Annotated in this window: 24 protein-coding genes and 2 pseudogenes; 13 read left to right on the top strand and 13 right to left on the bottom strand. The window is 61.2% G+C overall.

The genetic code is table 11. The features are described from left to right. Nucleotides 1–2: 2 nt before the first annotated feature. The 4 genes from ruvA to aspS form a co-directional block, all read right to left on the bottom strand. Nucleotides 3–608 carry a Holliday junction branch migration protein RuvA gene (ruvA, locus tag P7A97_RS04340; RefSeq protein ID WP_068828570.1) on the bottom strand — a complete coding sequence of 202 codons (606 nt, stop codon included), beginning with the start codon at nt 606–608 and terminating at the stop codon, nt 3–5. Between the two features lie 17 nt (nt 609–625). Next, nucleotides 626–1,150: a crossover junction endodeoxyribonuclease RuvC gene (gene ruvC, locus P7A97_RS04335; protein WP_277688706.1), complete on the bottom strand. Its 525-nt coding sequence runs from the start codon at nt 1,148–1,150 to the stop codon at nt 626–628. A gap of 134 nt (nt 1,151–1,284) precedes the next feature. Next, complete coding sequence (locus P7A97_RS04330; protein ID WP_277688705.1) at nt 1,285–2,034, bottom strand: YebC/PmpR family DNA-binding transcriptional regulator; 750 nt, start codon at nt 2,032–2,034, stop codon at nt 1,285–1,287. 86 nt (nt 2,035–2,120) lie between these two features. Then, nucleotides 2,121–3,896 carry an aspartate--tRNA ligase gene (gene aspS / locus P7A97_RS04325; RefSeq protein ID WP_277688704.1) on the bottom strand — a complete coding sequence of 592 codons (1,776 nt, stop codon included), beginning with the start codon at nt 3,894–3,896 and terminating at the stop codon, nt 2,121–2,123. 246 nt (nt 3,897–4,142) lie between these two features. Here aspS and P7A97_RS04320 point away from each other — a divergent pair, with 246 nt between their 5' ends. The 5 genes and pseudogenes from P7A97_RS04320 to P7A97_RS04300 form a co-directional block, all read left to right on the top strand. Further along, nucleotides 4,143–5,255: an HD domain-containing phosphohydrolase gene (locus P7A97_RS04320; protein ID WP_277688703.1), complete on the top strand. Its 1,113-nt coding sequence runs from the start codon at nt 4,143–4,145 to the stop codon at nt 5,253–5,255. Between the two features lie 135 nt (nt 5,256–5,390). After that, complete coding sequence (locus P7A97_RS04315) at nt 5,391–5,861, top strand: Dps family protein (RefSeq protein WP_277688702.1); 471 nt, start codon at nt 5,391–5,393, stop codon at nt 5,859–5,861. 103 nt (nt 5,862–5,964) lie between these two features. After that, nucleotides 5,965–7,032, top strand: a complete 1,068-nt coding sequence (locus tag P7A97_RS04310) for a diguanylate cyclase (protein WP_277688701.1) — start codon at nt 5,965–5,967, stop codon at nt 7,030–7,032. 152 nt (nt 7,033–7,184) lie between these two features. Then, nucleotides 7,185–7,502, top strand: a pseudogene (locus P7A97_RS04305) (cold shock domain-containing protein membrane protein); the annotation flags it as partial. A gap of 75 nt (nt 7,503–7,577) precedes the next feature. After that, nucleotides 7,578–7,796: pseudogene (locus P7A97_RS04300) on the top strand (cold-shock protein); the annotation flags it as partial. 41 nt (nt 7,797–7,837) lie between these two features. Here P7A97_RS04300 and P7A97_RS04295 read toward each other — a convergent pair. Both P7A97_RS04295 and P7A97_RS04290 read right to left on the bottom strand, forming a co-directional pair. Further along, nucleotides 7,838–8,044: a SlyX family protein gene (locus P7A97_RS04295; protein WP_277688700.1), complete on the bottom strand. Its 207-nt coding sequence runs from the start codon at nt 8,042–8,044 to the stop codon at nt 7,838–7,840. A 1-nt stretch (nt 8,045) separates the two neighbouring features. Beyond that, a complete protein-coding gene (locus P7A97_RS04290; protein WP_277688699.1) occupies nt 8,046–8,471 on the bottom strand; it encodes an HIT domain-containing protein in 426 nt (141 codons plus the stop codon). Nucleotides 8,472–9,149: 678 nt separating this feature from the next. Here P7A97_RS04290 and P7A97_RS04285 point away from each other — a divergent pair. Next, nucleotides 9,150–10,418, top strand: coding sequence for an OprD family porin (locus tag P7A97_RS04285; RefSeq protein ID WP_277688698.1), 1,269 nt, complete (start codon nt 9,150–9,152; stop codon nt 10,416–10,418). Nucleotides 10,419–10,488: 70 nt separating this feature from the next. Here the strand turns inward: P7A97_RS04285 and P7A97_RS04280 are convergent, their stop codons facing one another. Next, nucleotides 10,489–10,896 (bottom strand): PaaI family thioesterase, encoded by a 408-nt coding sequence (locus P7A97_RS04280; RefSeq protein WP_277688754.1) that lies wholly within the window; start codon nt 10,894–10,896, stop codon nt 10,489–10,491. Between the two features lie 100 nt (nt 10,897–10,996). Between P7A97_RS04280 and P7A97_RS04275 the strand changes: the two genes are divergently transcribed. After that, on the top strand, nt 10,997–12,712 hold the full coding sequence (locus tag P7A97_RS04275) for a proline--tRNA ligase (protein WP_277688697.1): 1,716 nt from the start codon (nt 10,997–10,999) through the stop codon (nt 12,710–12,712). Between the two features lie 20 nt (nt 12,713–12,732). Then, entirely contained in the window at nt 12,733–13,683 is a 951-nt protein-coding gene (locus P7A97_RS04270; protein ID WP_277688696.1) for a hypothetical protein, read from the top strand. Here P7A97_RS04270 and P7A97_RS04265 read toward each other — a convergent pair whose 3' ends face one another. Then, on the bottom strand, nt 13,684–13,959 hold the full coding sequence (locus P7A97_RS04265; RefSeq protein WP_277688753.1) for an acylphosphatase: 276 nt from the start codon (nt 13,957–13,959) through the stop codon (nt 13,684–13,686). 2 nt (nt 13,960–13,961) lie between these two features. Further along, complete coding sequence (locus P7A97_RS04260) at nt 13,962–14,429, bottom strand: TlpA disulfide reductase family protein (RefSeq protein ID WP_277688752.1); 468 nt, start codon at nt 14,427–14,429, stop codon at nt 13,962–13,964. A 30-nt stretch (nt 14,430–14,459) separates the two neighbouring features. Between P7A97_RS04260 and P7A97_RS04255 the strand changes: the two genes are divergently transcribed. Together P7A97_RS04255 and P7A97_RS04250 are read left to right on the top strand one after the other, a co-directional pair. Beyond that, on the top strand, nt 14,460–15,869 hold the full coding sequence (locus P7A97_RS04255; protein ID WP_277688695.1) for a PilZ domain-containing protein: 1,410 nt from the start codon (nt 14,460–14,462) through the stop codon (nt 15,867–15,869). Nucleotides 15,870–15,993: 124 nt separating this feature from the next. After that, the gene (locus P7A97_RS04250) at nt 15,994–16,386 is read left to right on the top strand and encodes a hypothetical protein (RefSeq protein ID WP_277688694.1); all 393 of its coding nucleotides are present in this window, start codon (nt 15,994–15,996) and stop codon (nt 16,384–16,386) included. Between the two features lie 52 nt (nt 16,387–16,438). Here P7A97_RS04250 and P7A97_RS04245 read toward each other — a convergent pair whose 3' ends face one another. Continuing rightward, complete coding sequence (locus P7A97_RS04245) at nt 16,439–16,630, bottom strand: hypothetical protein (protein WP_277688693.1); 192 nt, start codon at nt 16,628–16,630, stop codon at nt 16,439–16,441. A gap of 161 nt (nt 16,631–16,791) precedes the next feature. Further along, the gene (locus P7A97_RS04240) at nt 16,792–18,015 is read right to left on the bottom strand and encodes a virulence factor BrkB family protein (protein WP_277688692.1); all 1,224 of its coding nucleotides are present in this window, start codon (nt 18,013–18,015) and stop codon (nt 16,792–16,794) included. 70 nt (nt 18,016–18,085) lie between these two features. Here P7A97_RS04240 and arsC point away from each other — a divergent pair, with 70 nt between their 5' ends. From arsC to P7A97_RS04225, 3 genes are read left to right on the top strand one after another with little or no spacing between them, the layout of a single operon-like run. Then, nucleotides 18,086–18,439, top strand: a complete 354-nt coding sequence (gene arsC / locus P7A97_RS04235; protein ID WP_277688691.1) for an arsenate reductase (glutaredoxin) — start codon at nt 18,086–18,088, stop codon at nt 18,437–18,439. Beyond that, nucleotides 18,436–19,041 (top strand): NAD(P)H:quinone oxidoreductase, encoded by a 606-nt coding sequence (wrbA, locus tag P7A97_RS04230; RefSeq protein ID WP_277688690.1) that lies wholly within the window; start codon nt 18,436–18,438, stop codon nt 19,039–19,041. The genes arsC and wrbA overlap by 4 nt, the downstream gene beginning before the upstream one ends. Then, nucleotides 19,034–19,441: a DUF2069 domain-containing protein gene (locus tag P7A97_RS04225; protein WP_277688689.1), complete on the top strand. Its 408-nt coding sequence runs from the start codon at nt 19,034–19,036 to the stop codon at nt 19,439–19,441. Before wrbA ends, P7A97_RS04225 begins: the two co-directional genes overlap by 8 nt. A 15-nt stretch (nt 19,442–19,456) precedes the next feature. Here the strand turns inward: P7A97_RS04225 and hda are convergent, their stop codons facing one another. Beyond that, nucleotides 19,457–20,161 (bottom strand): DnaA regulatory inactivator Hda, encoded by a 705-nt coding sequence (gene hda / locus P7A97_RS04220; RefSeq protein WP_277688688.1) that lies wholly within the window; start codon nt 20,159–20,161, stop codon nt 19,457–19,459. Beyond that, nucleotides 20,158–21,252 (bottom strand): AI-2E family transporter, encoded by a 1,095-nt coding sequence (locus P7A97_RS04215; protein ID WP_277688687.1) that lies wholly within the window; start codon nt 21,250–21,252, stop codon nt 20,158–20,160. The genes hda and P7A97_RS04215 overlap by 4 nt, the downstream gene beginning before the upstream one ends. Nucleotides 21,253–21,296: the final 44 nt, after the last annotated feature.

Genomic DNA, 21,296 nt, shown 5'->3' with positions numbered 1-21,296 from the left:
GGTTACACCATTCCTTTCAGGGCGCGGCGGATCATTTCTTCGCTGCTCAACCCGTCTTCCTTGATCGCCGCCACGGCCTTGCTGGCCTCCTGCGGCTTGAAGCCGAGGGCGATCAATGCACTCAGGGCATCGCTCTCCGCGCTTGAGACTGCCACACCGGCGCGAGGTTCCACCACCAGCGGGGCGATGGTCGGCATGCTCTCCCAGGCCTTGAAGCGATCCTTGAGCTCGACCAGCAGGCGCTCGGCTGTTTTCTTGCCGACTCCCGGAATCTTCACCAGGGTCGAAGTGTCCTGGGCCTGTACGCAACGCACCAGCTCGTCCACTTCCAGCCCGGACATCAGCGCCAGCGCCAGCTTGGGCCCGACGCCATTCAAACGGATCAGCTCGCGGAACAGTTCGCGCTCGCGCTTCTCGAAGAAGCCATAGAGCAGATGGGCGTCCTCGCGCACCACCAGGTGGGTGTGCAAGGTCACCGGCTCGCCGACCGAAGGCAAGCGATACAGGGTGGTCATCGGCACTTCCAGCTCATAACCGACGCCATTCACATCGAGAACCAGGTGTGGCGGCTGCTTTTCCGCCAGAGTGCCTTTCAGGCGTCCGATCACGATTTCGTTTCCTTTTCTTACAAACGCAGGCGACCGCTACGACGCTTGGCGCCAAGCAGGCCGTGGGGAATCAGGCTTTGTCGGTGGTGGGCATGACAGAGGGCGATGGCCAGGGCATCGGAGGCGTCGATTTGAGGCTTCTGCACCAGCTTGAGCAGGTGCATGACCATCATCATCACCTGCTGCTTGTCGGCGCCGCCGGTGCCGGCGATGGCCTGCTTGACCTGACTGGCGGTGTATTCGCTGACCTCAAGCCCTGCCTCGATGCCGGCGACGATGGCCGCGCCACGGGCCTGACCGAGCTTGAGCGCCGAGTCAGCGTTCTTGGCCATGAACACCTGCTCGATACCCATGGTTACCGGCCCATGCAGGCGAATTACCTCGCTGACGCCACGAAACACCTTCTGCAGACGCTCAGGCAGTGCGCCCTCTCCCGTGCGAATGCAACCCGAGGCGACATATTCACAGCCCCGACCGGTATCACGCACCACGCCATAGCCAGTGATGCGCGAGCCGGGGTCAATGCCGAGAATCAGGGTCATGCCGCCGTGCGCTCCATAACCGGCCAAGGCCGGCATACTGTCTATTTATCCAGCCGCGAGTATACGGAGTGGCACCGATATAAAAAAGCCGGAAGCACCTGAGGCGACTTCCGGCTTCTGTAGCTCAGACGCAATCAGTCCAGCTGCTCCATGATCTCGTCCGGAATTTCGGCGTTGTGGTAGACGTTCTGCACATCGTCCAGATCTTCCAGCATGTCGATCAGTTTGAGCACCTTCTTGGCAGTCTCCAGGTCGGCAACCGGCGCGCTGATGGACGGCACCATCGCCACCTCGGCTTCCTCACCCTTGAAACCGGCAGCGTTGAGCGCCTCGTTGACCGCCAGGAAGTCGGTGAAACTGGTCGACACCAGCGCCGAGCCGTCCTCGCCCATCTCCACATCGTCCGCGCCGGCTTCCAGAGCAGCTTCCATCAAGGCGTCCTCGTCCACGCCTGGAGCAAAGCTGATCTGCCCTTTGCGGTCGAACATGTAGGCCACGGAACCGTCAGTGCCGAGGTTACCGCCGCACTTGGTGAAGGCATGGCGCACTTCGGCCGCGGTACGGTTACGGTTATCGGTCATCGCCTCGACGATGATCGCCACGCCACTGGGCGCGTAGCCCTCGTAGCTCAGCTCGGTCATGTTGTCGGCTTCGGTATTACCGGCGCCACGGGCGATGGCGCGGTCGATCACCTCGCGGGACATGTTGGCCGTCAGCGCCTTGTCTACCGCCAGGCGCAGGCGCGGATTGTCCGCCGGAACCGGGCCACCATGTTTGGCCGCCACGGTCAGCTCGCGAATCAGCTTGGTGAAGATCTTGCCGCGCTTGGCGTCTTGGCGCCCTTTGCGGTGTTTGATGTTGGCCCATTTGGAATGACCAGCCATAACTCACTCCGTCTCTTTCTACTCAGGTTTAACGGGGCATGGCCCCATAACGAAGAAGCCTGGAAATCCAGGCTTCTTGTACCGATTTACTCAGCCTTGGGCTGTTCGCGCAGGCGAATATGCAGCTCGCGCAGCGACTTGTTGTCCACCTCGCCCGGCGCCTGGGTCATGACACAGGCCGCACTCTGGGTTTTCGGGAAGGCAATCACTTCGCGGATCGAGCTGGCGCCAGTCATCAGCATCACCAGGCGATCCAGACCGAAGGCCAGACCACCATGGGGCGGCGCGCCGTACTTGAGGGCGTCAAGCAGGAAGCCGAACTTCTCCTGTTGCTCTTCTTCACTGATACCCAGCACGCGGAACACGGTCTGCTGCATGGCCTTGTCGTGGATACGAATGGAACCGCCGCCCAACTCAGTGCCGTTGAGCACCATGTCGTAGGCGCGTGAGAGCGCGGCCGCCGGATTGGCTTCCAGCTCGGCCGGCGTGCACTTCGGTGCGGTGAACGGATGGTGCATCGCGGTCAGGCTGCCATCGTCGTTTTCCTCGAACATCGGGAAGTCGACCACCCACAGCGGCGCCCACTCGCAGGTGAGCATGTTCAGGTCGTGACCGAGCTTGATACGCAGGGCGCCGAGTGCTTCGGAAACGATCTTGGCCTTGTCGGCGCCGAAGAACACGATGTCGCCGTCGACCGCACCGACGCGATCGAGGATCACGTTGATGTTGTCCAGCGGGATGTTCTTGACGATCGGCGACTGCAAACCCTCAACACCGGCCGCACGCTCGTTGACCTTGATGTAGGCCAGGCCCTTGGCGCCGTAGATGCCGACGAACTTGGTGTAGTCGTCGATCTGCTTGCGCGGCATGCTCGCCCCGCCCGGCACGCGCAGCGCGGTGACGCGGCACTTCGGATCGTTGGCGGGACCGGCAAAGACCTTGAATTCAACGTCTTTCAGCTGGTCTTCGACATCCACCAGCTCCATCGGGATACGCAGGTCGGGCTTGTCCGAGCCGAAGCGACGCATGGCCTCGGCCAGGGTCATGTGCGGCAGCTCACCGAACTCGACACCCAGTACCTCCTTGAACAGGTTACGCACCATGGTCTCGGTCAGCCCCATGATGTCGGCCTCGTCGAGGAAGCTGGTCTCGATGTCGATCTGGGTGAATTCCGGCTGGCGGTCGGCGCGCAGGTCTTCGTCACGGAAGCACTTGGCAATCTGGTAGTAGCGGTCGAAGCCAGCCACCATCAGCAGCTGCTTGAACAGCTGCGGCGACTGCGGCAGGGCGAAGAAGCTACCGGCGTGGGTACGGCTCGGCACCAGATAGTCACGCGCGCCTTCCGGTGTGGCGCGGGTCAGGATCGGCGTTTCCACGTCGAGGAAGCCGTTGTCATCCAGATAGCGGCGGATGCTCGAAGTGATGCGCGAACGCAGCTTCAGCTTCTCGGCCATTTCCGGGCGACGCAAGTCGATGAAGCGGTAGCGCAGGCGGGTTTCCTCACCCACATCGGTGTATTCGTTGAGCGGGAACGGCGGGGTTTCCGCTTCGTTGAGCACTTCCAGCTCGTAACCCAGCACTTCGATGGCGCCGGAGGCCATGTTGGCGTTGCGCGCGCCTTCCGGACGCAGGCGCACCTTACCGGTGATCTTCACCACGTACTCGCTGCGCACGCGGTCGGCCTTGGCGAAGGTCTCGGCGCGATCCGGGTCGAACACCACCTGGGCCAGGCCTTCACGGTCACGGATATCGAGGAAAATTACGCCACCATGGTCACGACGGCGGTGCACCCAGCCGCAAAGGGTGATTTCCTGACCGTCCAGGCTCTCGTTCAACTGGCCGCAATAGTGGCTGCGCATCATGATCGTGTTCGCTTCTCTAATCAGTCTGAATTCGGGCCCAGGCATCTTGCAGGCATTTTCTGAGAATCTGAGACGAAAATGCGCGAATACTCGATCAGCGGCGCCATAGCGCTCGACTGGCACGATGCCGTGCCCGGGACAAGGGGCGCGATTATATATGGTTAATCGCATCGACGCAGCCGCCCGCCGCAGCAGGGAAGCTCGACCTCTCTATACTGAGATTCCAGCCACGCGGAGAGCTTTGCCATGGCCCTAGCACGCCCCGCCGACATCCCCCAGGATCTACTTGAGGACTTTCGCCTCGACACCCACGAGCAGTTGCCACGCTGCGAACAGCTCCTGATCGAACTGGAGCAGCACCCGGGCGACAGCGCGCGCCTGCGCGAGCTTTTCCGCCGAATCCACACCATCAAGGGCAGCCTGGGCTATGTCGGCCTGAATCAACTACTGCCACTCCCCCAAGCGATCGAGGATGTACTGGGCGGCCTGCGCGAAGGTGACCTGCAGTTCGACAGCCTGCTCGGCGATATTCTGCTGCTCAGCCTCGATCAACTACGCAAACTGATCGACGCCACCCTGGGCCTTGTCGAAGCCCCCTCGCCGCACCAGATCACCAGCCAGTGCCAAGCCCTACAGGCCCTGGCCAACGCACCCGCCTCACGCCAGAGTGAAATTCGCCGCACCCTGCTGCAGCACCTCGACCCCAGCACTCGTCTGCAGCCTGTCGCAGTCGGCAACGCCCCTCTCCAGCAGTTACTGGAGAGCCACGGCGTAGCCATGGACGCCGACCTGCTCTTTTTCAGCGAACTGATGAGCGCCGGCGAGCACCGCTCTCCCTACTGGCACGGTCGAGGCTTACGCCTGCTCGACCTGGCGCTGAGCATGAATGAAATAGCCGGCAGCCCCGTGGAACCCGAGCAATTGGCCGCAGCTGTCTGCCTGCACGACCTGGGCATGGCCTTTCTCCCACTCGAACTCCTGCATAAGGAGAGCGAACTGAGCCGGGAAGAACGCCGCCAGATGCAAAGCCATCCGCGCCAGGCATGTGAACTGCTCAAGCGTATGCCGGCCTGGAACACGGCCAGCGAGATCATTCTGCAGCATCAGGAGCACGCGGATGGCAGCGGCTACCCCAAAGGCCTGCGGGAAGCGGAAATCCACCCCGGAGCCCTACTGCTGAATGTGGCTGACACTTTCGACGCCCGCACCCATGAGCGCGCCCACCAAACCCTGAGCAAGCGCCCACGACTACGTGCCATCCTGGAAATCAACAACCTGTCAGGCCAACAGTTCAGCCATAAATGGGTGGATATTTTCAACCAAACCCTGCAAGCCAGACCGGAACTGGCGAAACTCTAGGAAAACCAACACCCACTCATAGCCTCCAAGCATGCCCCCAATTGACACAAGACAACCCGGGCAAAAGCCCGCCTGTGATAGGCTCCGGACATCAAGGGGAGCGTCTACCCCGGCCACCTGAGAGGAGATACCGGCATGGAAATCAACATCGGCATTGCTGAACAAGATCGCGCCGCCATCGCTGAAGGGCTTTCCCGCCTGCTGGCGGACACCTACACCCTATACCTGAAAACCCACAATTTTCACTGGAACGTCACCGGACCAATGTTCAACACCCTGCACCTGATGTTCGAAGGGCAGTACACCGAACTGGCCCTGGCCGTGGACGCAATCGCCGAGCGCATCCGTGCCCTGGGCTTCCCCGCACCGGGCACTTATGCAGCCTACGCCCGCCTGTCCTCGATCAAGGAAGAGGAAGGCGTACCCAGCGCCGAAGAGATGATCAAGCTCCTGGTCCAAGGCCAGGAAGCCGTCGTGCGCACTGCTCGCAGTATTTTTCCACTGCTGGACAAGGTCAGCGACGAGCCCACTGCAGACCTGCTCACCCAGCGCATGCAGGTGCACGAGAAAACCGCCTGGATGCTGCGCAGCCTGCTCGCCGCCTGAAGCGCATCCAGCCAAGGCCCGTCCAAGACGGGCCTTTTGCTAGGCACCCGCCCTGCAACTACTCTATTCTTTGCCCATACCACCATCCGCCACAGTGATGTGCATGAGCCAGCAGCCGAAAGCCCCCTCTATCCTCGAACAGTATCCGGAAGAAACACGCGAGGCTGCAGAGCTGCTCAAGCGTGCCGTACCCCACATGGTGCGGCACGACATCCCACCGAACCCCATCCACTATGCGCTCTGGTATAGCTATTGCCGGGGAGACGAGCCCGAACTGAACCGTCGCCTCGACAAGATCGTCGCGGACTTCTCCAGCTTCCCGCCGGAAACCGCCGCCAAACTGTTTCGTGATTACGTCATTCGCGGCGAGCTTGAAGAAGCACGCTGCGGACAGCAACAAGTCATCGAACTGGTCGACGATATTGAGGGCGACGTACAACGCAGCGTAACCGGCAGCCAGCATTACCAAGACAGCCTGTCCCAAGGCCTGGCAGCTCTGCAGGAACCCATCGTCGACGACCTGCCTGCGGTGCTCAACGAGCTACAACTGAGCACCCAGCAAATGCACGATCAGCAAGAGAAGTTCCTCTACCGGCTACGCGCCGCCCAGGGTGAAATCCAGAGCCTGCGCAGCCAGCTGGAACGCGCCCAGGCCGCCGCAACACTGGACAGCCTGACTCACGTGTTCAACCGTCACGCCTTCACTCGCCTGCTGGAGCAGGCACTGGCCAACGACACCGACGGCCTGGCCCTGATCATGCTGGATATCGACCACTTCAAGCAGTTCAACGACCAGTACGGCCACCCCCTGGGAGATCGGGTACTGCAACATGTTGGCCAACTGCTTCGCGATCTGCTGCCTGCGCGCGGCGTGGCAGCCCGTTACGGCGGCGAAGAATTCTGCATCATCCTCAAGGACTGCTTCGACCTGGCCACCGCCAGCGCCTTCGCCGAACAACTACGCCTCAAGATCCAGGCTTTGCGCGTCAAGGTTCGTAGCACCGACAAGGTTCTCGACACCATCACCGCCTCCTTCGGCCTGGCACTGGCCGTACCTGGCGACACCTTCGACACCCTGGTCACCCGGGCAGACGATGCGCTGTACCAGGCCAAACGCAACGGCCGCAACCAGATCAGCCCCGCCACCTCCGAGCCAGCCCTGAGCGCCTGATTTGAGCGCCCCTCCCCTTTGCGGTTAAATACGTTGGCGCTGCCCTTGTAGCGCCTGGCGGTCAGGCCGGCCATTTGAGCCCATTCATCGGGCTTGCGGCGGCGCTGCCAGCATGCTCAAGCCAAATAGTGAAATAAGTGAGCTCACCACCCATGTTGAAGATCGTCCACCTGATCACAGGCGGCGGCGCCCTGCTGCTGTCCTTCCTTCCCAGCCTACGAAACGAAGCCCTTCCCTTCCTGCAGCAACCGGATGCGCTCTACCTGGCATTGTTCGGCCTCAGCAACCTGTTCATGGCGCCACTCCCAGCCCACCCGCAAGGCGCACGCAACCAGCTGCAAGTACTGGTCAGCGCGCTCATGGTGTTTGCCACTGCACTGCAAACACTCGTGCTGCTTGCCCCGCTCCCACAGATCGGCAGCCAGCCAGCAGTTTTCCTCAGCCTGATTATTCTGGTAGCAGCAGCCGTCCTGCATCTGAGCATCAGCCTGAGCAAGGCAACCTCCACCCCGCGCAGCAACCCGCCCAGCCTCACCCCGAGCGAAAACCGCGAGACCGGCACGGTCAAATGGTTCAACACCTCGAAAGGCTTCGGCTTCATCTCCCGCGACAGTGGCGATGACATCTTTGTGCACTTTCGTGCCATTCGCGGCGAAGGCCATCGCGTATTGGTAGAAGGTCAGCGTGTTGAGTTCTCCGTCATGAACAGAGACAAAGGCCTGCAGGCCGAAGACGTCATAGTCGCACTCCCCGGCTACCGCTAAACCCAAATGAAAGAAGCCCGCAAACGCGGGCTTCTTCATATTCAGTAGTGCGGTGGCGGCGCATCACCTTCGGCCAAACCGAACTGATTAGCCCCCTCTTCCAAACGCCGAGCCAATTCCTTCATCTGCACCTGCATGCGCTCAATCAGCCGCTGCTGCTCCACCAGCTCATCATTCAACGCGGCAATGGTGTCGTCCTGGAACGCCAGCCGGCTTTCCAACTCCACGACCCTCTGCTCCAGATCCATATCAAACCTCCAACCACTGAAAGTCACTCGTCAACGCCAGACGCAAGCGTTCACGCATGGCTCTCAGCTGCTCTTGCGAATAAGGCACTGCGGGCTGACGCCCCCAGACCGGAGCGGGCCAGGCAGCATCATCGCGATGGCGCACCACCACATGCATATGCAACTGACTCACCACATTACCCAGCGTCGCAATATTCAACTTGTCAGCCACGAAGGCATCCTTGAGCGTCTCGGCCAGCAGCGTAGTCTCTCGCCAGAGTAGCTGCTGCTCATCTGCAGCCAGCTGAAATACCTCACTAACCGCCTCCCGGCGCGGCACGAGAATGAGCCAGGGATAACTGGAGTCATTCATCAGCAACAAACGACACAAGGCAAAATCACCTAGCACCAGGGTGTCCTGCTGCAAACGCGGATCAAGACTGAACATTCGAACCCCTCCAGCTCAGCTCACATGATTCTTCGAGCGCGCAGCATAGCGGGAAGACATGAGCTGCTCACCCACCAAGCCCCAAAAACAGGCATGCACGGCCGATTCTGGCGCTAACAAGAAAACCAACGCCCCATAAGTGGGCAAAAAAGTGGCATACGCGCCCACAAATCGAACAAGCACACCGATAAAAGCGTTACCGCGCAGCCAGACACGCTCGCACCATCGTACCAACCCGAATCAAAGACACCACCCCACACGCCAGAACGCACCCAACACAATGCCGAAAAAGCCTCTCAGCCGCAGAGGAATCAGCCACAGAGGATTTTTCTCATCACTCAGGCAACTTGTGCACGGAACTTGCTTTGGAACAGCCACCGTCGGCGCCGCAGGGGCTTTCGGTTCAGCGCGAATTACCGCTTAACGCTGTAAGCGCTTGGATTGATAGCCTTTTCAAGGCGACTCGCACGGAGAAAGCAGCGGCAAAAACCTACATAAAGGCGACATCGCAGATGCAAATTTGCGACAAGCTCACTAACTAAAGCGTAGGGAATCAATGATATCTGTCGCCAACTTAAACCTCCGTGCTATAAGTTAGCGCCGACACAAAAAGAAAGAGCCGCCCATATAACAAAATAGTGGGCAGCACAACTCTTCTAAACCAAAGGAGCAATCACAATGCAAGTGATGAAGTGGAGCGCACTGGCTCTCGCCGTGACCGCCGCAACCACCCAACTGGCTTCCGCCAGCGCGCAGTCCGAGTCTAACGGCTTCGTTGAGGACAGCAGCCTCAATGTTCTGAGCCGCAATCTGTACTTCTACCGCGACTTCCGCAACGCCGGCCCAGACCGTGACGATGATCCTCAAGAGTGGGGCCAAGGGTTCATCACCACCTTCGAGTCGGGATTCACCGAGGGCACTGTAGGTTTTGGCGTTGACGCTATCGGCCTGCTGGGCCTGAAACTGGATAGCGGCAAAGGTCGTAGCGGCTCCGGTCTATTCCCCACCGGCAGTGACGGCCGCTCTCAGGACGATTACTCCGAGGCTGGCGGCGCGGTCAAACTGCGCGTTTCCAACACTGTCCTCAAGTATGGCGACCAGTTCACTGCCTTGCCTGTACTGAGCACCGATGATAGCCGCCTGCTGCCAGAAGTTGCTGAAGGCTTCATGGTGACCAGCAGCGAAATCGAAGGTCTAGAGCTTAATGCTGGTCACTTCACCGCCATCAACGCCCAAGACCAAACCTATCACGATAGCCTGGGCCTGAAAGGCGCTGACGTATTCGGCGGCTCCTACAGCTTCACTGACAACCTGTCCGCTTCTCTGTACTACTCGGACGTGGAAGACTCCTTCGAGAAGTACTACGGCAACCTCAATTACACCTACGGCATCAGCGACAACCAATCGCTGAACTTCGACTTTAATATTTATCAGACCGATTACGATAAAGAGTACACCGATACCGGTAGCGACGAAGACAACACCATCTGGAGTCTCGCAGCCGCCTACAACATCGGCGCTCACACATTCACTGCAGCCTACCAGAAGTCCATTGGCGGCTTTGATGGTACCGGTTATGACTACGGCGTGGACGGCGGCGGCACAGTCTGGCTGGCCAACTCCATCCAGCGCTCCGACTTCAACGCCGAAGACGAGAAGTCCTGGCAAGTACGCTATGACCTCGACTTTACCGAGTTTGGTGTACCTGGCCTGGCCTTCATGACCCGCTACGTCAGCGGCTCCGATGCCAAAACCGCAACTACTGACGACGGCAAAGAGTGGGAGCGCAACGTCCAGATCGGCTACACCGTTCAAGAAGGCGCCGCCAAAGATCTGAACGTGCGTGTCCGCCAGGCAACCTACCGCAGCAGCGATGGCGTTTATTACGGCGCACCGTCGAGCGACGAAGTTCGCGTGATCATTGAGTACCCGCTGAGCATCCTGTAATAGCGCTCCGCGGTCTCATGACAAAAAGAACCCGGCCTAGGCCGGGTTCTTTTTTATCCGCCGAAGAAACTCAAAGAGGCAACGCGTAGGTCCCCGTGACATGCGCCACTAACTCCCCCTCCCCTCCTTGTGAATAAAGCTGCACCTCACACACCGCTTGACGCCGCGAAAGGCGCAAGATTCGCGCCTCGGCAACCAAATCGACAGGCTTGGGCTTGGCCAGAAAGTTGATATTCAGGTTGGCCGTCACCGCCATCTCCACCCTACCCAAACGCCCCAGCACCACCGCATACATGGCCGCATCGGCCAGCGACATGATGGTCGGCCCTGAAACAGTGCCCCCCGGCCTCACCAGCTTGCCGTGAAATGGCACTCTGGCCACCGCCTTATCGGCATCCAGATGATCGATTCTCAGGTCGATGTCTTCCGCCATGGGCACGCCGGCACGAATCAATGCCTGAACCTGGTCAGCTGTCAGCTCCGCCATATTCACTTCCGCTCCATCCTGTACGCCACCTAGCTTGCCCCGTACAATGCCGAGTCATTATTTGCCCTCGCAACCGACAGAACGGCCAAACATGCGTACCAGTCAGTACCTGCTCTCGACCCTCAAGGAAACTCCCTCCGACGCGGTGGTGATCAGCCATCAGCTGATGCTGCGTGCCGGCATGATCCGCAAACTGGCCTCGGGCCTGTACAACTGGATGCCAATGGGGCTGCGCGTATTGCGCAAGGCCGAAGCCGTGGTACGTGAGGAAATGAACGCCGCCGGCGCCCTGGAAGTGATGATGCCGGTCGTGCAGCCTGCCGAACTGTGGCAGGAGTCCGGCCGCTGGGAGCAATACGGCCCCGAACTGCTGCGCATCAAGGACCGTCATGACCGCGCCTTCTGCCTCGGCCCGACCCATGAAGAAGTCATCACTGATCTGGCCCGCAACGAGCTGAACAGCTACAAGCAGCTGCCGATCAACATGTATCAGATCCAGACCAAGTTCCGCGACGAAATCCGTCCGCGCTTTGGCCTGATGCGTGGCCGTGAATTCCTGATGAAGGACGCCTACTCCTTCCACATCGACCAGGCCTCGCTGCAGGAAACCTATGACCGCATGCACCAGGCCTACTGCAACGTGTTCACCCGCCTGGGCCTGAACTTCCGCCCGGTGCAGGCCGATACCGGCTCCATCGGCGGCACTGGCTCCCACGAATTCCATGTACTGGCCGAGTCCGGCGAAGACGATATCGCCTTCAGCGACAGCTCCGACTACGCCGCCAACATCGAAAAGGCCGAGGCCATCCCGCGCGAAAAAGAACGTGGCGCCGCCACTGAAGAGCTGCGCCTGGTCGATACGCCGGACGCCAAGACCATCGAAGAGCTGGTCAACCAGTTCGACCTGGCTATCGAGAAAACCGTCAAAACCCTGGTCGTGCATGCAGCCGAGGAAGGCAAGCTGGTTGCACTGATCGTGCGCGGCGACCACGAACTCAACGAAATCAAGGCCGCCAATCACGAACTGGTCGCCAGCCCGCTGGTATTTGCCTCCGAAGCCGAAATCCGTGCCGCAATCGGTGCCAGCCCTGGCTCGCTTGGCCCGCTGAACCTGCCGATCACTTGCGTGATCGACCGTAGCGTCGCCCTGATGAGCGACTTCGGCGCCGGCGCCAACATCGACGGCAAACACTACTTCGGCCTCAACTGGGAGCGCGACCTGCCGCTGCCTGCCGTTGCCGACCTGCGCAATGTGGTCGAGGGCGACCCCAGCCCGGACGGCAAGGGTTCCCTGGTGATCAAGCGCGGTATCGAAGTCGGCCATATCTTCCAGCTCGGGACCAAATACAGCGAAGCCATGGGCTGCAAGGTACTCGGCGAGAGCGGCAAACCAGTCACCCTGATCATGGGTTGCTACGGCATCGGCGTCTCCCGCGTGGTCGCCGCAGCCATCGAGCAGAACTGGGACGAGCGCGGCATCCTCTGGACCGACGCCCTGGCGCCGTTCCAAATCGCCATCGTGCCGATGAAGTACGAAAACGAAGCCGTGCGCGAAGCCACCGACAAGCTCTACGCCGAATTGACCGCCGCCGGTTACGAAGTGCTGCTGGATGATCGCGACAAGAAGACCAGCCCAGGTGTGAAGTTCGCCGACATGGAGCTGATAGGTATTCCGCACCGCCTGGTCGTCAGCGAGCGCGGCCTGGCCGATGGCAACCTGGAATACAAAAACCGCCGCGAAAGCGATAGCCAGCAGGTTTCGGCAGCCGACATCCTGACTTTCCTTGCCGAGCGCATCGCCCGCTGACCTCAGACCCAGTAACCCACATGTACCAGCGAAACACCCTTCGAATTGGCGCCGCCCTGCTCGGCGCCCTGATGCTCGGCGGCTGCGCCAACCAGCTACCGCAACGCAGTGAGCACGAGGAGCGCCTTGAACGGCGCTTGCTCGCTCACAGCCTGCAGATTGATGTTGGCGAGCCTCGCGTACTGGCCTTGCCGCAGCGCCGCGTGCGCATCCACGAGCAGAAGACCTTCGAGGTCACCGCCTTCGAAGTCACCCGCCGTTACGACCGCTACACGCCTTACCAGCCCTGGCGCGAGCTGTACGAAGTACCGTTGGGTGCCGTGGCGGTCGTGGCCGGGATTGGTGCCAACATCGTCAACGTGGTGATGCTCGGCCGCCTGCCGGACAGCGTGACCAAGGACTGGATCAACTATGGTTTCGCCGGCCTCAACCCAGCGATGAACGTCGAGTCCAATGGTCGCTCGGAACAGAACCTGGCCAAGATCGACGAGGTTCAGCAGGACAAGCGAACCGAGTATTCGAGCCTGCCCTGGGCTGAACGCCCCGTGCTGGTCAAGGCCGGCAAGGAAACCCATGAACTGAGCACCGACCGCGCCGGCATGCTGCGCCTGAACCTGCTCGACGGCCCCTTCGCCGACCACGACGCCAGTCAGATCGGCACATTGCTACTCAGTGTCGAAGACCCACAGGATGGGACCAGCGCCGATGCCACCCTGCTGGTCAGCCGTGACCTGCGCGGCAAACTGCGCGAAGCGCATGCATTGATCTACGACGACCTCGAAGAAGACGAAGTGTCGCACTGGGTTCATCGAGTCAAGCGTCTATCCGACCTAGGCCTGGAGGAGGAAGCCAGCGAACTGGAGCAGAGCCTGATCGAACTGACTCGTAACGACCCAGAGTTGCAGCAGGAATTTCTCCACGCCCTGCTCAAGGATGCTGGTCGCCTGGCGGCAGACCCTGGCGAGGACTGATCAGCGCCGGACCAGAAAACCCGCGATCCCCTGCAGCGGCTGCTCCTCCAGAGCCAGGCCGCTGACCTCAGCCCGCTCCGGACCATGCTCCAGCCAGGCCGTCAGCTCACGCACGGCCTGCTCCTCACCTTCGAGCAGGACTTCCACACGGCCGTCAGCCAGGTTGCGCACCCAGCCATCGAGATCCAGCCGCTCTGCCTCTTCCTGGGTGTGCTGACGAAAATGCACACCCTGCACCTTGCCGCTGACGAAACCGTGCAGACAGATACGCATGATCCTTACTCCCGAGATTGCCAATGGGCTAAGCGCGCCTGCAGGCCCGCCGCCGTTTGTTCGCCAAGCAGGCGCTCACGCAACCTGCCATCGGCACCGATGATATAGGTCACCGGCAACACGTCGTTGCGCGGCAGTTCGAGACGTGTAGCCGGGTCTGTTGCCAGCACGGTAAAGCGAATGGCAAAGGCATCGGCAGCCCGAGCCAGATCACCACCTTGCAGGGCGTCGAAATTGACACCCAGCACCTGCGCACCAGTGCCATTCAACTGCTCACTCAGCTGATTCAGCTCGGGAATTTCTGTGCGGCAGGGCTTGCACCATTCTGCCCAATAATTGATGACCAACCACTGGCCATCCAGCTGCTCAGCCGTTACCTTTCGTCCATGCTGATCGAGGCCCCAATCCTCGGCGCAGCCGGCCAGGAGAAGCGCGGCAATGCAACCCACCATCATCCGAAGTGACCGTCCCATGCATTCGCTCCTCGTGCGCGCGGGGTTGTTATGACGCTGGATGCCCTGCATCTTGAAGTGCCGGACATACTCGACGAGAACGCCACGTCACTCAGCGACCTCAATGAACGCCTGAGTGGCGCGCGCCGATTGCCCGTCGAGGAAGGCCTACAGCAGTTGCTCGAACTGCTCTTCCGCCTCAACCGCAGCGCCATGACCTTACTGGAAAGGCAGCGTGCCCTGCAAAGCTTCTGCGAGGAATACCGCCATTACAGCGCCCCTCTGCTGAGCGGCAAGCTGCCCTCCGCCAGCTTTGTCCACTTGTGCAACGAGCTGGCCTGCGGCTTCAAGCGCCTGCTACTGCAGATCCTTCAGGGACGCCAGCCATCGCGTCCACACCTGGCCTGGTGTCTGTACATGGCAGAGCATTTCCTGGCGCAGAGTCTGTTACGTCACTATCAGCTGTACCAGGAACCCAGCGAGTCGCTGTGGAGTGACAGCCACCTGCTGTACTGGATTGGCGAGCACCAGGACTGCCTGGACGAGCATGTCGCAGCCCCCTTCCAGCCAACGCCTGCCAGCACCTTGCGTGGCCTGTACCAGCAAATGTTGCTACTTGCCCTGAGCAGCCCCTTCCACCTGGCCAGCGGCGAATGCGTCGCTCTGTTTGGTGCACTTACACCACTCGCAGAGCTCGCGCGCCTGCTGCCCTGGGAGGAAGATGATGATAGTGATGGCCCGTTGATCGACCTGAGCCAATCGCTACCCTGCCTGCCTTACGAAGCCCCGATCAAAGGTACAGCAGATTACCTGCGCCGCCTCGAGCTGGGCGCCCTGCTGGTAGCACTGCACGAACCGGCACCACTACAGAGCGCCATCGAACGCGAACTGCTGGAGCGCGTTCGCCAACACTGGCACGGACGCCAGCAGCGCCGCCATCCGCGTGCGGATTTCAGCGCAGACTGCAGCCTGGTTGTCGGGCTGACGGCTATTCACGACCACCTGCTGGAAAAGCGCCCGCAGAGCAGTACAGCCCAGATGCTCGATGCAAGCCCTGGGGGCGCCCGCCTGCGCTGTCCCAACGAGCAGGGCAACCAGCTGCCGGTCGGCCAGCTGGTACTGGTGCTGACGCACAGTGGTACTCCGACTCTGGCGCTGGTGCGCTGGCGTCATCTCAATCAACAGGGGTTACACCTTGGCCTGCGCTACCTCAAGGGCCTGCCCAGACCGGTCTGGCTGCGCCGCGCTCCCAGCGCCCAGACTCATCCGGGGGTTCTGCAGAGCACGCCCGAGCCGGGCGCCGGCTGGCATCACGGCTTATGGTTGCCGCGCGGGCAGTTCGTTGAAGGAGAAAACCTCTGGCTGCAGCTGGCCAACGTGAATAATCAGGCCGTTATCCTTCTGCCTGCCGCCAATCTCGACACCCCCAGCGTGGTTCGTCACCCACTGCGTCTGGCCTGAACAAACCGCCAGGTTCTGCGAAGAAAGTCTCAACTAACTCCGCTGCAGTGCACAGTTTGCGTGCACCTCACCTGCCTATAATCGCCCCATACCTATACCAACACGTTCTGCCGGAGCCCCATCCATGTCCCAAGCCAATGACAAGCTGATCGGTCCCGTTCCCTCCAGCATCGTCAACAGCGCACGCAGCAACGTAACGCCCTACGAGGGGCGTGTGGCGGAATACAACGTGGCTACCTGGCTGCATCTGCCAGGCCTGGCCAACTTGCCGGTTTCGCTGATGGTGCGTTATCGCGACGGCAATCAGGTGCGTGACGTGGCCGTCGATCACGGCAAGGTCAACAGCCATAACAAAGTCATGCTTTCGGGCATCGCCCGCTTGCCGATGAAAGGCAAGATTGAGGACATGCAGGTACGCCTGCGCTCGGCAGTCCCCACGCAGTCGTTGATCGTCGAAGAACTTTTCGTCCAGGCGGTAGAGCTACAGGAAAGCGCCAATCGCCAGGCCATGGCCTGATAGCCAGACTGCTTAGGCAAACCCCGCTTCGGCGGGGTTTTGCTTTGTGGGCTCAGAACACCCCGAAACGCACAACCGAACTGGGCTTTTCCGGCTCGGTTTCTTCACCGGCCTGACGCGCCAGCGCAGCCAGTGACTGTGGCCAGCGAACAAAACGCAGACCGGTAATGCGGTTGAGCCGCTCCAGCGCTTCATCGGTATCGCGCGGTTGCAACGGCACTACTTTGTTCTTGCTACTGCTCATCCACTCGACTTCCCTGAGTCTCAGGCCGCCGGCACTCTGCCAGCATATAGCTGGAAGATAGCCAGAAGCGTGCCAGCCTTCCCAGGCCGGTATTGCTGCGTTTGCTCGCCTTTATAGCCTCGCGGAGCCGACTGCACCCCGCACTAAACTGACTTTTTTCGTCACTTCTGACCAGTCCCGTCCAGCCACTGGGCCAGACTGCCAGCAAATAGCTCAGCCTGCTGCTGGTGAAGCTGCTCCAGCGCCACGCGTACCGAGGGGTACCAGGCCTCCTCGAACTGCTCGGGTAACTGCCCCGGCCGCGGTAGCGGCCAGGGGCTGCTCATCAGCAGTTGATAAAGGCTGTAGTGCTGCAGATCCCGGCACAGCACCCAATTTCCGCCACTGGTGCGACAGATCAGTTGCTCACCGGCGAGAAACTCGGTCAGCTCGGCCCATTCGTCCTCTGGCAGCAACCAGCCTTCACGCTGTATCTCGGCATGGCTCACCGCTCGCCCCTGCTGCTGTCGTTGATGAAAGACCCGCAACACGCCAAGCAATACCAGCACCCGCGGTAAAGCACGCCGCCGCCAGAGGCGGGAAGAGGACAGGTTGCACACCAGCTCGGCGCCGAACAGCACGATCAACCAGGACAGGTAGATCCACAGCAAAAACAACGGCACCGTGGCAAAAGCGCCATAGATCAGCTGGTAACCGGGAAACAGGCTGACGTAGAGCCCGAACAACCCCTTGGCCAGCTCGAACAGCACGGCGGTGAACAGCCCGCCTGCGAAGGCATGGCGCAGCGGCACGCGGGCGTTCGGCACGCTGGAGTAGAGCAATGTGAACGCCGCCACACTGGACAGCAACGGAGCGAAACCGAGCAGCGTCTTGGCGCCGACCAGCGCATCCGGCCCGGACAGCAGCGACAGCGAGGTGATGTAGGTGGTCGCGGCAAAACCCGCACCCAGCAAGATCGGCCCCAGGCTGAGAATCGCCCAGTACAGCAGAAAGCTGGAGATGCCACGACGCGGCTGACGCACGCGCCAGATGGTGTTGAAGGCTTTCTCGATGGTCACCAGCATCATGAATGCCGTCACCGCCAGCAACACCACGCCGACCCAGGTAAGCTTACGTGCCTGGGTGGTGAACTCGCGTAGATATTCCTGCACCGTCTCGCCGGACGACGGCACGAAGTTCTGAAAGATGAAGCTCTGGATCTGCTCACCGGTCCCCTGAAACGCCGGGATGGCCGAAAGCATGGAGAAGGTCACAGTCATCATCGGCACCACGGCGAACAGCGTGGTGTAGGTCAAGGCGGCCGCACTGTTGATCGCGCGATCGGCCAGAAAACGCCGGAACAGGAAGCCCCAGAACTCCACCCAGTCATCCAGCCGCCGTCGCATGCCCTCTCCTTAGCCGTTTCGCGCTCTTGGCAGCTAGAATAGCGCCCTCATTCGCCAATGGGCACCCGCCATGACCGACCTGACCCTCTATCACAACCCGCGCTGCTCCAAGTCTCGCGGCGCGCTGGAGCTGCTCGAAGCCCGCGGCCTGACACCCACCGTCGTACGCTATCTGGATACGCCGCCCAGCGCCGATGAGCTACACACCCTGCTCGGCAAGCTGGGCATCCCGGCCCGCCAGCTGCTGCGCAGCGGTGAGGACGAATACAAAGCACTGGGGCTAGCCGACTCCAGCCTGAGCGACGAGCAACTGATCGCCGCCATGGCCAGCCACCCGAAACTGATCGAGCGCCCCATCCTGATCGCCGGTGAACGTGCTGTGATCGGCCGCCCACCGGAGAAAGTGCTGGAGCTGCTGGTATGAGTACGCCCTACATCCTGGTGCTCTACTACAGCCGCCATGGCGCCACGGCGGAGATGGCCAGGCAGATTGCCCGCGGCGTCGAACTGGGTGGACTGGAAGCACGCCTGCGCACCGTCCCCGCGGTTTCCAGCGAGTGCGAGGCCGTCGCTCCGGCGATTCCTGCCGACGGCGCGCTGTACGTCAGCCATGACGACCTCAAAGGTTGCGCTGGCCTCGCGCTGGGCAGCCCGACCCGCTTCGGCAACATGGCCGCGCCGATGAAGTATTTCCTCGATGGCACCAGTAGCCTGTGGCTGACGGGCGAATTGGTAGGCAAACCGGCCGGCGTGTTTACCTCGACCTCAAGCCTGCACGGTGGCCAGGAAAGCACCCTGTTGTCGATGATGCTGCCCCTGCTGCACCACGGCATGCTGATCTGCGGCCTGCCCTACAGCGAAGGAGCCCTGCTCGAAACCCGGGGCGGCGGCACACCGTATGGCCCCAGCCACCACGCCGGCGCCGATGGCAAGCGCTCCCTGGATGAACATGAAATCGCCCTGTGCCGCGCCCTTGGCCAGCGCCTGGCGACCACCGCTGCAACACTGGAGTCCTCACGTGGCTAAAACGCCCAAACCCCTGCCCAGCCTGGAATGGCTGACCCCGCGCCTGCGGCTCAGCCGCGCGCTCAGCCTGTTCAGTTTCCTCGCCTTGCTGGCACTGCTGCTGGTCTGGAACCTCGCTTTCGCCGACCTGCACGGCGCACGCATCTGGGTCGTGCTGAGCATTCAGCTGTTACCACTGCTCTTGCTCGCCCCCGGCCTGCTGCTGGGCAACGCCCGCGCCCATGCCTGGGCCTGCTTCGTGGTCAACATCTACTTCATTCAGGGCGTATTGGCCGCCATCGATCCGGCCCGCGCACTGTTCGGTGCCCTGGAAACCGTGATCAGCCTGGGGCTGTTCTGCAGCGCCCTGCTCTATGTGCGCTGGAAGTTCCAGTACGACCGTAAGCTGGCGGGCGAGTAAGTCGAACCCTGGGCCTTACCAGCCCAGGGTTTCCTTGAGAAAGGGAATGGTCAGCTTGCGTTGGGCCTGCAGGGATGCCTGGTCGAGGCGCTCCAACAGCTCGAACAGACCGCTCATGCTGCGCTCGCCACGGGTCAGGATGAAACGCCCAACGTCATCGGTCAGGTGCAGGCCACGGCGCGAAGCACGCAACTGCAGGGCGCGCAGCTTGTCTTCATCACCCAGCTCATGCAACTGGAACACCAGCGCCAGGGTCAGACGCGACTGCAGATCGGGCAGCTGCACCGGCAATTCGCGCGGTGAAACGGTGGCCGCGAGCAGCAGGCGCCGACCGGAGTCGCGCAGGCGGTTGAACAGGTGGAACAGCGCCTCTTCCCAGTCCGCGCGCCCGGCCACGGCGTCGAGATCATCGAGACAGACCAGCTCGGACTGGTCCAGGCCATCGAGCAGCTCAGGGCCGTACTCGGCCACTTCGCCCAAGGGCAGATAGACCGCCGCCTCGCCACGCTGCTCGAAACGCAGGCAGGCCGCCTGCAGCAGGTGGCTGCGCCCCACACCTTCACCACCCCAGAGGTAGATCAGGCTCTCGGTCCAGCCGGCATCGGCCTCGCACAGGCGCTCGACATAGCCGAGGGCCGCCGCGTTGGCGCCGGGGTAGTAGTTCACAAAGGTGGCGTCGTCGCGCAGGCGCACGCCAAGAGGCAGCTGGACTGGTTTCATGCACTGGACGGCGGTTCTTGCGAATCGCCGGAAGACTCTCCGTAAAGGTCGGAAAGTTTATAGAAATCATGAGCATGGCGCAGCAAAACCATGATCACCGCGGCCACTGGCAAGGCCAGCAGCACACCGGTGAAGCCGAACAGCTGACCACCGGCAAGGATGGCGAAGATCACGGCTACCGGGTGCAGGCCAATGCGATCACCGACCAGCAAAGGAGTCAGTAGCATGCCTTCGAGCAGCTGACCGATGCCAAAGACCACGGCAATGCCGATCAGTGGATAGAGCTCAAAGCCGCCATGCTGAAACAGCGCGGCGACCACGGCAGCACCAAAACCCACGATAAAGCCCATGTACGGCACGATGCTGGCCAGTCCCGCCAGCAAGCCGATCAGCAGTCCCAACTCCAAACCGACCACCATCAGACCGACTGAATAGATGCCCGCCAACGCCAACATGACCATCAGTTGCCCACGCATGAAAGCGCCCAGCACCTCATGACACTCACCGACCAACTGCACGATCAGTCGCTCGCGGGCACGCGGCAATAGGCTGCGCAACCGGGCCATCATCAGGTCCCAATCGCGCAACAGATAGAAAGCCACCACGGGTATCAACAGCAGATTACCCAACCAGCCGAGCAGCGCCAGGCTCGACGCCGTGGCTTGCGCCAGCAGGCCACCGACAATATCGGTGGTCTTGCCAAGCTGTCCGGAAAAGGCCTGCTTGAGCTGGTCGAAGCGCCAGAAACCCTCGGCCAGACCGAGCTGCGCCTGCATCCAGGGAAAAGCCTGGTGCTGCGCCCAGTCGAGCCCCTGTGGAACCAGTTCGTAGAGCCGCACCAGCTGCCGTCCCAGCATCGGGATCAGCACCAATAACAGAATCAGCAATAGCAGGCTGAACACGGCGAACACCACGACCACGCCCCAGGTACGCGAGAGCCTGCGCCGCTCCAGGCGATCCACCAGCGGATCGCCCATGTAGGCCAACAACATGGCGACCAAAAAGGGCGACAGGATCGGCATCAGCAGATAGATCAGCCAGCCACAGAGAAACAGCCCAGCCAGCCATAGCCAGCGCTGTGAATCGGTCATTTCAGGCACTCCGCCTAAAGGAAAGAGGCCGGTGCGTCACAACG

The organism is Pseudomonas sp. GOM6 (assembly GCF_029537485.1).
Taxonomy (GTDB): domain Bacteria; phylum Pseudomonadota; class Gammaproteobacteria; order Pseudomonadales; family Pseudomonadaceae; genus Aquipseudomonas.
Note: the sequence above shows the minus strand (reverse complement) of the source record. Positions and strands in the feature narration are given on the sequence as shown.